This is a genomic window from Rhodopseudomonas sp., from assembly GCF_036404135.1.
Lineage (GTDB): Bacteria > Pseudomonadota > Alphaproteobacteria > Rhizobiales > Xanthobacteraceae > Rhodopseudomonas_A.
Genome location: NZ_DASWPE010000182.1, coordinates 1 through 12,199, shown reverse-complemented (window position 1 = coordinate 12,199; position 12,199 = coordinate 1). Strand labels below are relative to the sequence as shown.

At 65.3% G+C, this 12,199-nt stretch carries 13 protein-coding genes and 1 pseudogene; all 14 read right to left on the bottom strand.

The genetic code is table 11. The annotated features are described in order from the left end of the window. Positions 1–6: 6 nt before the first annotated feature. A complete protein-coding gene (locus tag VGC77_RS20480; RefSeq protein WP_331173401.1) occupies positions 7–915 on the bottom strand; it encodes an alpha/beta hydrolase in 909 nt (302 codons plus the stop codon). Between the two features lie 7 nt (positions 916–922). After that, on the bottom strand, positions 923–1,465 hold the full coding sequence (locus VGC77_RS20475) for a hypothetical protein (protein WP_331173400.1): 543 nt from the start codon (positions 1,463–1,465) through the stop codon (positions 923–925). Positions 1,466–1,502: 37 nt separating this feature from the next. After that, positions 1,503–2,906 (bottom strand): dihydrolipoyl dehydrogenase, encoded by a 1,404-nt coding sequence (lpdA, locus tag VGC77_RS20470; RefSeq protein ID WP_331173399.1) that lies wholly within the window; start codon positions 2,904–2,906, stop codon positions 1,503–1,505. Between the two features lie 14 nt (positions 2,907–2,920). Next, positions 2,921–3,211 (bottom strand): hypothetical protein, encoded by a 291-nt coding sequence (locus tag VGC77_RS20465; protein WP_331173398.1) that lies wholly within the window; start codon positions 3,209–3,211, stop codon positions 2,921–2,923. Beyond that, on the bottom strand, positions 3,204–3,458 hold the full coding sequence (locus VGC77_RS20460; protein ID WP_331173397.1) for a DUF4160 domain-containing protein: 255 nt from the start codon (positions 3,456–3,458) through the stop codon (positions 3,204–3,206). The genes VGC77_RS20465 and VGC77_RS20460 overlap by 8 nt, the downstream gene beginning before the upstream one ends. Positions 3,459–3,479: 21 nt before the next feature. Continuing rightward, on the bottom strand, positions 3,480–4,226 hold the full coding sequence (locus tag VGC77_RS20455) for an SDR family oxidoreductase (protein WP_331173396.1): 747 nt from the start codon (positions 4,224–4,226) through the stop codon (positions 3,480–3,482). Between the two features lie 59 nt (positions 4,227–4,285). Continuing rightward, a complete protein-coding gene (locus VGC77_RS20450; protein WP_331173395.1) occupies positions 4,286–4,690 on the bottom strand; it encodes an MAPEG family protein in 405 nt (134 codons plus the stop codon). A 17-nt stretch (positions 4,691–4,707) separates the two neighbouring features. Further along, positions 4,708–5,019: a DUF2442 domain-containing protein gene (locus tag VGC77_RS20445; protein ID WP_331173394.1), complete on the bottom strand. Its 312-nt coding sequence runs from the start codon at positions 5,017–5,019 to the stop codon at positions 4,708–4,710. Then, a complete protein-coding gene (locus VGC77_RS20440; RefSeq protein WP_331173393.1) occupies positions 5,016–5,273 on the bottom strand; it encodes a DUF4160 domain-containing protein in 258 nt (85 codons plus the stop codon). Before VGC77_RS20440 ends, VGC77_RS20445 begins: the two co-directional genes overlap by 4 nt. Before the next feature lie 13 nt (positions 5,274–5,286). Beyond that, complete coding sequence (odhB, locus tag VGC77_RS20435) at positions 5,287–6,540, bottom strand: 2-oxoglutarate dehydrogenase complex dihydrolipoyllysine-residue succinyltransferase (RefSeq protein ID WP_331173392.1); 1,254 nt, start codon at positions 6,538–6,540, stop codon at positions 5,287–5,289. Between the two features lie 101 nt (positions 6,541–6,641). Continuing rightward, positions 6,642–9,611 (bottom strand): 2-oxoglutarate dehydrogenase E1 component, encoded by a 2,970-nt coding sequence (locus VGC77_RS20430; RefSeq protein WP_331173391.1) that lies wholly within the window; start codon positions 9,609–9,611, stop codon positions 6,642–6,644. A 128-nt stretch (positions 9,612–9,739) separates the two neighbouring features. Then, complete coding sequence (gene sucD, locus VGC77_RS20425) at positions 9,740–10,624, bottom strand: succinate--CoA ligase subunit alpha (RefSeq protein WP_331173390.1); 885 nt, start codon at positions 10,622–10,624, stop codon at positions 9,740–9,742. After that, positions 10,625–11,824: an ADP-forming succinate--CoA ligase subunit beta gene (gene sucC / locus VGC77_RS20420; RefSeq protein ID WP_331173389.1), complete on the bottom strand. Its 1,200-nt coding sequence runs from the start codon at positions 11,822–11,824 to the stop codon at positions 10,625–10,627. It abuts the gene before it with no gap. 197 nt (positions 11,825–12,021) lie between these two features. Beyond that, positions 12,022–12,199 (bottom strand): annotated as a pseudogene (locus VGC77_RS20415) (malate dehydrogenase); the annotation flags it as partial.

The following is a 12,199-nucleotide window of genomic DNA, read 5'->3' as shown; positions in this document are numbered from 1 at the left end:
CGCTAACTATCCGACCGCTTTCTCACACATCTCCAGCACCGCCTTCGCAAACTCGCGCGGCGCTTCCTGCGGCGGATTGTGGCCGACCTTGGCGAGCACCCGGCGTTGGCAGCGGCCGGTGAAATGCGTCGCGTAGTTTTCCGATGAAACGAGCGGGGTGATGCCGTCTTCGGCGCCGTGCAGGATGATGCTCGGCACGGTGATGGCCGGCTGCGCCGCAAGCCGCGCTTCGCTTGCGGCATAGCGCGGATCGCCCGCGGCGTGGCCGGTGCGATGCCGGTAGGAATGGATCACCACCTCGACGAAATCCGGATTGTCGAACGAGGCGACGCTGCGCTGCAGCGTTTCGTCGTCGAACGCCCAGGACGGCGACCACATCGTCCAGAGCTGGCGGGTCAAGTCACGGCGACGCTCGATCAACGCGCGGCGGCCGCGTTCGAGATGGAAGTAGTAGACGTACCACATCCGCGCTTCCTGCGCCGGATCGACCGGCCGCCCCGCGTTCGGCACGTCGTGGATGTTGTAGCCGCCGCAGCTGACCAATCCAACGACGCGCTCCGGCCACAGTGCCGACACCACGCAGGCGGCGCGGCCGCCCCAGTCATAGCCGGCGACCACCGCGCGCTCGATCCGCAGCGCGTCGAGTAATTCAAGCAGATCGTGGCCGAGTGCGGCCTGTTCGCCGGAGCGCAAGGTCTGCGGCGAGCGAAAGCGCGTGCCGCCATAGCCGCGCAGATAGGGCACCAGGGTACGCACGCCGGCGGCGTTGAGCCGCGGCACCACCTCGTCATAGCAGCGCGGATCGTAGGGAAAGCCGTGCAGCAGCAGCGCCGGAATGCCGCCCTCCGGGCCGCTGTGCTCGACGGCAATGTCGAGAATCTCGGTGGAGACTTGCGACAGCTGCGTCAATTCCACCCCCGCTTTACCGCGCGTGGTGCGCGCGGCGGCGCAACCGCCCGATCATCCGCAGTGTGCGCGAACCCCAGCCGTGGCCGTTGCCGCCGAGCGTGCTCGCGATCCTGGCCTTGATCGCCGCGATGGTCGGCGCCACCAGCGCATGCGCCTTGTCGCGCAGCTCGACGACGAAGCGATACACCGCGGCAAACCAGCGCAGCTGCAACAGCTTCGGCTTGGTGACGTCGAAGATGAAGGCGACCATGCCGAGACCGACCACCTGCAGGAACAGGAAAATGCCAAGCCCGGCCATCAGATGACCCTGCGCGATCAGCGCCAGCGCGAACAGCTTCAGCGGATACAAGGGCGCCACCGGCACCAGGAACACCGGCAGCGTCATCGCCGGCGACAGCGTGCTGATCCGCTCGGCCAGCCACGCCTTGAGCTGGCGCAGCGGAATCAGCGCGACGATCCGCGCCACGATCGGCTCGAGGTGATCCCAGCACCAGGCCTCGATCAGGAAGCCGACCGCGAGCAGAAACCACAGGGTTTGCGAAATCCGGCGCATCATCCGCTTTGTCCGTGCTCCGGACCGCGCCGGAACTCGTTCACATATGGATGGCGCGTTTGCCGACCGCAAGCGCGGCTTCCTTGACCGCCTCCGAGCGCGTCGGATGGGCGTGGCAGGTGCGCGCCAGGTCTTCCGCCGAGCCGCCGAACTCCATCAGCACTGCCGCCTCGTGGATCATCTCGCCGGCCTCGCGGCCGACGATATGCACGCCCAGCACGCGGTCGGTCTTGGCATCGGCGAGAATCTTGACGAAGCCGTCGGTGGTCTGGTTGACCTTGGAGCGGCCGTTGGCGGTGAACGGAAACTTGCCGACGCTGTAGGCCACGCCGGCCTGCTTCAATTCTTCCTCGGTCTTGCCGACCGAGGAGACTTCCGGCGTGGTGTAGACCACGCCGGGGATCACCTCGTAGTTCACATGGCCGGCCTTGCCGGCGATGAGTTCGGCGACCGCGACGCCTTCGTCCTCGGCCTTGTGCGCCAGCATCGGACCCGCGACGACGTCGCCGATCGCATAGACGCCTTTGACGCTGGTCGAGAAATGCGCGTCGATCGCGATCCGGCCGCGCTCGTCGAGCTTGATGCTGGCTTCTTCCAGGCCGAGCCCCTTGGTGTAGGGAATCCGCCCGATCGCCACCAGCACCACGTCGGCTTCCAGCGTTTCGGCCTTGCCGCCGGCGGCGGGCTCGATCGTCGCCTGCAGCGTCGCGCCCGACGAATCCACCGCGGTCACCTTGCTGCCGAGCTTGAAGGCAAAGCCCTGCTTTTCCAGGATGCGCTGGAATTGCTTGACCACCTCGCCGTCCATCCCGGGCAGGATGCGATCGAGGAATTCGACCACGGTGACTTCGGCGCCGAGCCGGCGCCACACCGATCCGAGTTCGAGCCCGATCACGCCGGCGCCGATCACCAAGAGCTTGCCCGGTACTTTGCCCAGCGACAGCGCGCCGGTCGAGGACACGATGCGCTTTTCGTCGACGGCGACGCCCTTCAGCGGCGTGTAGGTCGAGCCCGAGGCGATCACGATGGATTTGGCCTCGACGGTCTGCGCCTTGCCGTCGGCGGCCGTCACTTCGACGCGGCCGGTGCCGAGCACTTTGCCGGAGCCGCGCAGCGCCTCGATCTTATTCTTCTTGAGAAGAAATTCGACGCCCTTGACGTTGCCGTCGATGCCCTGCTGCTTGAAGGTCATCATCGCCGGCAGGTCGAGCGTCGGCTTGGAGACGCCGACCCCCATCTTGGCGAAGGAATGCCCGGCCTCTTCGAACATCTCCGAGGCGTACAGTAGCGCCTTAGACGGCATGCAACCGATGTTGAGGCAGGTGCCGCCGAAAGTGTCGCGCTTCTCGACCACGGCCACCTTGAGGCCGAGTTGGGCGGCGCGAATCGCGCAGACATATCCGCCGGGACCGGAGCCGATAACAACGAGATCGTAAGAGGCCATGGAGTGCTTTCTATTCAGCTTGCGAGATGAAGGAGACCTGCCTGTCGCTCGGCGCGTTGCCGCAAGGAGTCCGACCCGAAGTCGATCTCGTCTCCCTGATCGTCGAGCCAGAAGATCTTGTGTCCGTGCTCTTCGAGCTTGACGGCGTCGAAGCGGGCGGGATCGGTGCGGAGAAATGCGAACATCTCGCCCTTGGTCAAAAGCGGCCGCAGGTCGACGACGCCGGCAAAGCCATCGCGCCAGACGATCTTGAGAACCCCGAAAATCACAGGTTCGGCGCTCTGCATTGCGATGATCTCAGTCATCGATTCTCTCCGGCTTGCGCAATTCTTCGACCGCGGTCCAAGCATTCATGAGGCCGATATAGTGCTTATCGGCCCAGAATAACACACGGCGCAGTTTCGCGGGAGGCAACGAGCCGCGCAGCACCCGTCCGGTCCGGATTTCGATCTGAGCGATGAATTCGGCGTATCTGGCGTGGAAATGCGGCGGCGGATGCTCGTCAGGATAGAATTCGATCTTGACTGCGTCGACGATGGCGACCACCGGCATGGCTTGCTCCGCCTCGCGACCCTACCGCCCGCCTGACACGTCGAGAAACGCCGAGGTGACGTAGGACGCCTCCTTGGAGATCAGCCAGACCACCGCATTGGCGATTTCCTCGGCGGTGCCGACCCGCTGCATCGGCACCTGACCGGCCAGCCGGTGGGCGCGGTCGGGCTCGCCGCCGGAGGCGTGAATCTCGGTATCGATCAGCCCGGGCCGGATCGCCGCCACCCTGATGCCTTCGCCGGCGACCTCGTGGCCGAGCCCGATGGTGAAGGAATCGATCGCGCCCTTGGAGGCGGCATAGTCGACATAGGTGTTGGGCGAGCCGAGCCTGGCCGCCACCGACGACAGGTTGACGATCACCCCGCCCTCGCCGCCATGGCGGGTCGACATCCGCTTCACCGCCTCGCGCGCGCACAGCATGCTGCCGGTGACGTTGACCGCCAGCATCCGCTGGATCCGCTCCGCCGACATCTCCTCGACCCGCGCGGTCGGCCCGACGATGCCGGCATTGTTGACCAGCGCGCCGAGCTTGCCGAAGCGGTCGGTCGCCTCGAACAGGCTGACGATGTCGGTTTCGAAGCCGACGTCGCATTGCACTGCGATCGCCCGGCCGTCGCGCGCTGTGATGTTCGCCACCACCTCCTCGGCCGCGGCCTGGTTGCTGGCGTAGCCGATGCAGACCGGGTAGCCGCGCGCAGCGGCAGCAAGCGCGGTGGCGCGGCCGATGCCGCGGCTGCCTCCGGTGACGATGACGACGCGATCCGGCACGGCGGGCTCCCGATGGGCTGAGGCCTGACGGAGCATCCGTCAGGTGAGGACGGCAAGTGCTAGGCGCCAAACAGCCGCGCCAGCATCGCCAGCAGCGCCAGGAGCGACCCAAACCACAGCAGACTGCGGGCGAACGGAAGATGGATCAGATAGGCCGGAACATAGAGCAGGCGCATCGCCAGCCACAGTTCGGCGGCGAGCGCGCCAAGGCCGCCGCTGCGGCCGGTGACGGTGAGCGCCAAGGCCAGCGCCACGAACGCCGGATAGGTCTCCAGCAGGTTGCGGAAGGCGCGCGCGGCGCGGCCGGCGAACACGCTGTTGACGGTGCGTGGCTGGTCGCGCGGCCCGGCCTGGTAGCTGCCGCCGAGCTCCAGCGTGACCGGAACGGAGGCGAGGAACAGTTGCACCAGCAATAGCACCACGCTCAGTCCGAGCACCACGATTTCCGTCGGCAGCGGTGGCATCGGATTCCTTACGGCGCTCACTCGGCAGCGGTACGACTCAGTCGATAGCGATCCGCGAGCTCGGCGACTTTTTGCTCTTCGATGTGGATCCGCGTCGCATCCGGACAGAAGTCGATCTCGTTGCCTGGGTCGTCGAGATTCCATCCGAACGTCTGGCCATGGGGATCGACTGCGACGCGGGCGAATAAGGCTTCGTCGCGCAACCGTGCAAAAGCAGGGCCGTTCGCGATCATCTCAGACAGATCATACTCGCCCGAAAGGCCATCGGTGAATGTGACCCGCAGCACAGGGTAGCGCACGACAGCGACATCAGCGATGCGGTAGTTCACTGATCGATCCTCCCACCGCTATAGCGCAGGGCGCGGACTTCCTGCCAGACATAGGCGACCTGCTCGCGATTGGCCGCCAGCCAGGACTGTACCTCCCGCAATTTCGCCGCTGGAAGCGACCCTTCCAGCACATCCCCGGTCAAGATCGAGATCAGAGCCTCGAACTCGGCGAAACGGGCATGCAGATGCGGCGGCAGGTGGTCCTTCGGATAGATAACGATGCGAACGCCGGCGATCATAGCAATCGTCGGCATCGCTTGCGAATCCTTAAAGATCCAGCACCAGCCGCGCCGGGTCTTCCAGGCTCTCCTTGACCCGCACCAGGAAGGTCACGGCTTCCTTGCCGTCGATCACCCGGTGGTCGTAGCTCAGCGCCAGATACATCATCGGCCGGATCTCGACCTTGCCGCCGATCGCCACCGGGCGTTCCTGGATCTTGTGCATGCCGAGGATGCCGGACTGCGGCGCGTTGAGGATCGGCGTCGACATCAACGAGCCGTAGATGCCGCCATTGGTGATGGTGAAGGTGCCGCCCTGCATCTCGTCGATCTTGAGCTGGCCGTCGCGGGCCCGCCTGCCGAAATCGGCGATGCTCTTTTCGATCTGCGCGATCGATTTGTGGTCGCAGTCGCGCACCACCGGCACCACCAGGCCCTTGTCGGTGCCGACCGCGACGCCGACGTGGTAGTAGTTCTTGTAGATCAGGTCGGTGCCGTCGATCTCGGCATTGGCCGCCGGAATGTCCTTCAGCGCCTGCACGCAGGCGCGCACGAAGAAGCCCATGAAGCCCAGCTTGGAGCCGTGGCGCTTCTCGAACACGTCCTTGTATTGCGCGCGCAGCGCCATGATGTGGCTCATGTCGACCTCGTTGAAGGTCGTCAGCATCGCCGCGGTGTTCTGCACTTCCTTGAGCCGGCGCGCGATGGTCTGGCGCAGCCGCGTCATCTTCACGCGCTCCTCGCGCGCGGCGTCGTCGGCCGGCGACGGCGCGCGAACCTGCACCGCTGCGGCCGGCTGATCGACCGGGGTTGGTGCTGCGGCGGCCTTCTCGATCGCCGCCAGCATGTCGCCCTTGGTGACGCGGCCATCCTTGCCGGAGCCCGGCACGGTGGCGGCGTCGATGCCGTTTTCGGCCGAAAGTCGCCGCACCGAGGGCGCCTGCGGGGTATCGGCCGGCAGCGATTTGGCGGCGGGCGCTGCGGTTGCGGCGGCGGCCGGCACGGCGGCGGGCGGTTGCGCTGCGGCTGCGGGCTTGGCGGCCGCGGCCGCAGCAACGGGCTTCGCCGCGCCGTCGCTGATCTGGCCGAGCAGCGCGCCGACCGCGACGGTCTCGCCGTCCTTGGCGACGATCTCGCCGAGCGTTCCGGCGGACGGCGCCGGCACCTCGATGGTGACCTTGTCGGTTTCCAGTTCGACCAACGGCTCGTCGACCGCGACGGCGTCGCCGGCCTTCTTGAACCAGCGGCCGATGGTCGCCTCGGTCACCGATTCGCCGAGCGTTGGAACGCGAATTTCAGTCATTGGTGCTTCCCTTTCGGCTCGCGGCCGGCTGAAGCCGGCCAGCGGCCTTGTGTCCTCGCGATATTCGGATTCAGATGCTCAGATGCAGGCGCCAGGCGCTGCTAATGCAGCGCCTCTTCCAGCAGGGCCTTGAGTTGCGCCAGATGTTTCGACATCAACCCGGTGGCGGTCGCCGCCGAGGCGGCGCGGCCGGCATAGCGCGGCCGGCGATGCGACGCGCCGATCTGGCTCAGCACCCATTCGATATAGGGCTCGATGAAATGCCAGGCGCCCATGTTGCGCGGCTCTTCCTGGCACCAGACGAATTCGGCGCCCTTGAACCGGGTAAGCTCCTGCACCAGCGCCTTCAGCGGCACCGGATAGAGCTGCTCGATCCGCATCAGATAGACATCGTCGATGCCGCGCTTCTCGCGCTCCTCGTAAAGATCGTAATACACCTTGCCGGAGCACAGCACGACGCGGCGGATCTTGTTGTCCGGCTTCAGTTTGATCTTCTCGTCCGGCAGCACCTCGGCGCTGTCGTAGAGGATGCGGTGGAAGGTGGTATCGGCGCCTAGCTCGTCGAGCGAGGACACCGCGCGCTTGTGGCGCAGCAACGATTTCGGCGTCATCAGGATCAAGGGCTTCCTGATCTCGCGCTTCAACTGGCGGCGCAGCACGTGGAAGAAATTCGCCGGCGTGGTGGCGTGCACCACCTGCATGTTGTCCTCGGCGCACATCTGCAGGAAGCGCTCCAGCCGCGCCGAGGAATGCTCCGGCCCCTGGCCCTCATAGCCGTGCGGCAGCATGCAGACCAGGCCCGACATGCGCAGCCATTTGCGTTCGCCCGAGGAGATGAACTGGTCGAACAGCACCTGGGCGCCGTTGGCGAAATCGCCGAACTGGGCTTCCCAGACCGTCAGCGCGTTCGGCTCGGTTAGCGAATAGCCGTATTCGAAACCGAGCACCGCTTCTTCCGACAGCAGCGAGTTGATCACCTCGTAATGGCCCTGCTCGGGGCCGAGATGATTGAACGGGGTGTAGCGGTTTTCGTCCTCCTGATCGAACAGCACCGAATGGCGCTGCGAGAAGGTGCCGCGTTCGGAGTCCTGGCCGGACAGCCGGACCCGGTGGCCTTCCTGCAACAGCGTGCAGAACGCCAAGGCTTCGCCGGTCGCCCAGTCGATGCCGATTCCGGTGTCGATCGCCCGCGCGCGGTTTTCCAGATAGCGCTGCACGGTGCGGTGCAGCCGGAAGCCGTCCGGCACCTTGGTGATCTTGCGGCCGATGTCCTTGAGCACCGCGACGTCGACGCCGGTGATGCCGCGGCGCGGATCCTCTTCCTGGTCGGCGGTCTTGAAGCCGGCCCATTTGCCGTCGAGCCAGTCGGCCTTGTTCGGCCGATAGCCGGTGCCGGCCTCGAGCTCGGCGTCGAGCCGGGCGCGCCAGTCGGCCTTGGCCTTTTCGATCTCGCCTTCGGTGATCACGCCGTCGGCGACGAGGCGCTTCGAATAGATCTCCAGCGTCGAGGGATGCGCCGCGATCTTGCGGTACATCGCGGGCTGGGTGAATGCCGGCTCGTCGCCCTCATTGTGGCCATGCCTGCGATAGCAGAACATGTCGATCACCACCGGCTTGTGGAATTTCTGCCGGAACTCGACCGCGATCTTGGCGGCGAACACCACCGCTTCCGGATCGTCGCCGTTCACATGGAAGATCGGCGCGTCGATCATCTTGGCGACGTCGGAGGGGTACGGCGAGGAGCGCGAATAGCGCGGATAGGTGGTGAAGCCGATCTGATTGTTGACGATGAAGTGGATCGACCCGCCGGTGCGGTAGCCCTTCAGGTCGCTTAAGCCGAAACATTCCGCGACCACGCCTTGCCCCGCGAACGCCGCGTCGCCATGCATCAACAGCGGCAGCACCGAGATGCGCTCTTCCGGTTCGTCGCCGTGCTGGTCCTGCTTGGCGCGGACCTTGCCGAGCACCACCGGATCGACGATCTCCAGATGCGACGGGTTGGCGGTCAGCGACAGATGCACCTTGTTGTGGTCGAACTCGCGGTCCGACGAGGCGCCGAGGTGGTACTTGACGTCGCCGGAGCCCTCGACCTCGTCGGGGTTGGCGGAGCCGCCCTTGAATTCGTGAAACAGCGCGCGGTGCGGCTTGCCCATCACCTGGGTCAGCACGTTGAGCCGGCCGCGATGCGGCATGCCGAGCACGATCTCGCGGACGCCGAGATTGCCGCCGCGCTTGATGATCTGCTCCAGAGCCGGGATCAGCGATTCGCCGCCGTCGAGGCCGAACCGCTTGGTGCCGGTGAATTTCAGGTCGCAGAACTTCTCGAAGCCTTCGGACTCGATCAGCTTCATCAGGATGGCGCGGCGGCCTTCGCGGGTGAAGCTGATTTCCTTGTCCGGGCCTTCGATGCGTTCCTGGATCCAGCCCTTCTGCGCGCCGTTGGAGATGTGCAGAAATTCCACGCCGAGCGTCTGGCAATAGGTGCGCTCGCAGATCGCCACGATCTCGCGCAGGCTGCCGTATTCCAGCCCGAGCACGTGATCGAGGAAGATCTTGCGGTCGAGGTCGGCTTCGGTGAAGCCGTAGGTGCGAATGTCGAGCTCTTCGTGATCCTTGGCCGGCTCCAGACCGAGCGGGTCGAGCTTGGCGTGGAAATGCCCGCGCATCCGGTAGGCGCGAATCAGCATCAGCGCGCGGACAGAATCGCGGGTGGCTTGGTTGACGTCGACCGGCGCCGCGGCGCCGGCCTTGGGCTGCGGCTTGCCCTGTTGCTTGGCCTGCAGCTTGCTGCCGATCGCCTTTTCGACCTCGACCCAGTTGCCGTCGAGCGCCGAGGTCAGCTCGTCGCGCGGGCTGAGCGGCCAGTCGGCCCTGGCCCAGGACGGACCTTCGGCGTTGCTCTGGATGTCTGCCGGGCGGTCTTTCAGGCTCTTGAAGAATTCCTGCCACTCGGCGTCGACCGACGACGGATCAGACTGGTAGCGGGCATACAGCTCGTCGATGTAACCGGCGTTGGCGCCGTCGAGAAACGACGAAAGGGCAAAAGCGGCATTCGCGTCCTGGCGAGACATGATTCCGTCCTGATATTTCTCGTCGCACCGCAAGTGCGAACGCTGACCCGGGGGCCCGGATCAGCAACATAGTGCACCTTTACCCCCAAAAAAGGGAAATGTAAGCGTCGAAAGAAGCTAGGACTGAATTACGACTTCAACTTTTCGGCAAGCGTCTTGCCGAGCCGCGCTGGCGACGGCGACACCGCAATTCCTGCGGCTTCCATCGCCGCGCATTTCGAGGCGGCGTCGCCCTTGCCGCCGGAGATGATCGCGCCGGCATGACCCATGCGGCGGCCGGGAGGCGCGGTAACGCCGGCGATGAAGCCCACCATCGGCTTCTTGCGGCCGCGCTTGGCCTCGTCGATCAGGAACTGGGCGGCGTCCTCCTCGGCCGAGCCGCCGATCTCGCCGATCATGATGATCGAGGTGGTATTCGCGTCGGCCAGGAACATCTCCAGCACGTCGATGAATTCGGTGCCCTTCACCGGGTCGCCGCCGATCCCGACCGCGGTGGTCTGGCCTAGCCCTTCGCGGGTGGTCTGGAACACCGCCTCATAGGTCAGCGTGCCGGAGCGCGACACGATGCCGACCGAGCCCGGCTGGAAGATGTTGGCCGGCATGATGCCGATCTTGCATTCGCCGGCGGTCATCACGCCCGGGCAGTTCGGCCCGATCAGCCGCGACTTCGAGCCGATCAGCGAGCGCCGCACCCGCACCATGTCGAGCACCGGGATGCCCTCGGTGATGCAGACGATCAGCGGGATCTCGGCGTCGATCGCCTCGCAGATCGCATCGGCCGCGCCCGGCGGCGGCACATAGATCACCGAGGCGTCGGCGCCGGTCTTGTCGACCGCCTCGCGCACGGTGTCGAACACCGGCAGCCCGAGATGGGTGATGCCACCTTTGCCGGGCGAGGTGCCGCCGACCATCTTGGTGCCGTAGGCAATCGCCGCTTCGGAATGGAAGGTGCCGTTCTTGCCGGTGAAGCCCTGGCAGATCACCTTGGTGTTGCTATCGATCAGAACCGACATTTATGCAGCCTCCTTGACGGCCTTGACGATCTTTTGCGCGGCGTCGTCGAGATCGTCGGCCGACAGCACGTTGAGGCCGGATTCCGAGATGATCTTCTTGCCGGCGTCGACATTGGTACCTTCCAGGCGCACCACCAGCGGGACCTTGAGGCCGACATCCTTGACCGCGGCCACCACCCCCTCGGCGATGATGTCGCATTTCATGATGCCGCCGAAGATGTTGATCAGAATGCCCTTCACATTGGGATCGGCGGTGATGATCTTGAACGCCGCGGTGACCTTCTCCTTGTTGGCGCCACCGCCGACGTCGAGGAAGTTCGCCGGCGTCATGCCGTACAGCTTGATGATATCCATGGTGGCCATGGCGAGACCGGCGCCGTTGACCATGCAGCCGATGGTACCGTCGAGGGTGACGTAGTTGAGGTCGTATTTCGACGCCTCGATTTCCTTGGCGTCCTCCTCGGTCTCGTCGCGCAGCGAGGCAATATCGGGATGCCGATACAGCGCGTTGCCGTCGAACGACATCTTGGCGTCGAGGCACTTCAGCTCGCCCTGCTTGGTGACCACCAGGGGGTTGATCTCGAGCATTTCCATGTCCTTGGAAATGAACGCGGCATACAGCTGCGCGACCAGCCCTTCGGCCTGTCTGGCGAGATCGCCGGTCAATCCGAGCGCCTTGGCGACGGTGCGGCCGTGATGGGCCATGATGCCGGTGGCCGGGTCGACCGAGAACGCGATGATCTTTTCCGGGCTGTCGTGGGCGACGTCCTCGATGTTCATGCCGCCTTCGGTGGAGACCACGAACGACACCCGCGAGGTGACGCGGTCGACCAACAGCGACAGGTAGAATTCCTTGTCGATGTCGGAGCCGTCTTCGATGTAGAGCCGGTTGACCTGCTTGCCGGCGGGGCCGGTCTGGATCGTCACCAGCGTCGCGCCGAGCATTTCCTGGGCGTATTGCTTGACCTCGTCGATCGACTTGGCGAGCCGCACCCCGCCCTTGTCGCCGGCGGAGGCCTCCTTGAATTTGCCCTTGCCGCGACCGCCGGCATGGATCTGGCTCTTCACCACCCAGATCGGGCCGCCGAGCTGCTTGGCTGCGACCTCGGCGTCGGCGGCCTTGAGAATCGCGACACCCTTCGACAGCGATACGCCGAACGGCTGCAGCACCGCTTTGGCCTGGTATTCATGAATATTCATTGATTGCCCTCGCCAGAATTCGTCCAGCCGAATGAACCCTAAGTCGTCTCACTGCCGGCCTGATATTCCCTCTCTTATCGCGAGAGGTTGGGGGGAGGGATACGGCTTTAGTCCGCACCCCTCGCCCGACCGGCCTTGCGCGCGCCGCGCTGTTCCGAAGAACCGCCGCGGGCGCCGCCGTCGTCCGAAGTCCAGCCTCAGTGGCCGAGCAGCTCGGGCGCGATCTTCTTGCAGGCCTCGACCAGACCCTGCACCGCGGCGACCGACTTGTCGAACGCCTCGCGATCCTTGCCGGCCAGCTCGATCTCGACGATGCGCTCGACGCCCTTGTCGCCGATCACCACCGGCACGCCGACATACATGTCCTTCACGCCG

Coding starts and splice junctions, on each gene's coding strand:
- odhB (WP_331173392.1), bottom strand. CDS start 6,540: ATGACTGAAATTCGCGTTCCAACGCTCGGCGAATCGGTGACCGAGGCG.
- sucC (WP_331173389.1), bottom strand. CDS start 11,824: ATGAATATTCATGAATACCAGGCCAAAGCGGTGCTGCAGCCGTTCGGC.
- VGC77_RS20475 (WP_331173400.1), bottom strand. CDS start 1,465: ATGATGCGCCGGATTTCGCAAACCCTGTGGTTTCTGCTCGCGGTCGGC.
- sucD (WP_331173390.1), bottom strand. CDS start 10,624: ATGTCGGTTCTGATCGATAGCAACACCAAGGTGATCTGCCAGGGCTTC.
- VGC77_RS20430 (WP_331173391.1), bottom strand. CDS start 9,611: ATGTCTCGCCAGGACGCGAATGCCGCTTTTGCCCTTTCGTCGTTTCTC.
- VGC77_RS20460 (WP_331173397.1), bottom strand. CDS start 3,458: ATGCCGGTGGTCGCCATCGTCGACGCAGTCAAGATCGAATTCTATCCT.
- lpdA (WP_331173399.1), bottom strand. CDS start 2,906: ATGGCCTCTTACGATCTCGTTGTTATCGGCTCCGGTCCCGGCGGATAT.
- VGC77_RS20440 (WP_331173393.1), bottom strand. CDS start 5,273: ATGCCGACGATTGCTATGATCGCCGGCGTTCGCATCGTTATCTATCCG.
- VGC77_RS20465 (WP_331173398.1), bottom strand. CDS start 3,211: ATGACTGAGATCATCGCAATGCAGAGCGCCGAACCTGTGATTTTCGGG.
- VGC77_RS20450 (WP_331173395.1), bottom strand. CDS start 4,690: ATGCCACCGCTGCCGACGGAAATCGTGGTGCTCGGACTGAGCGTGGTG.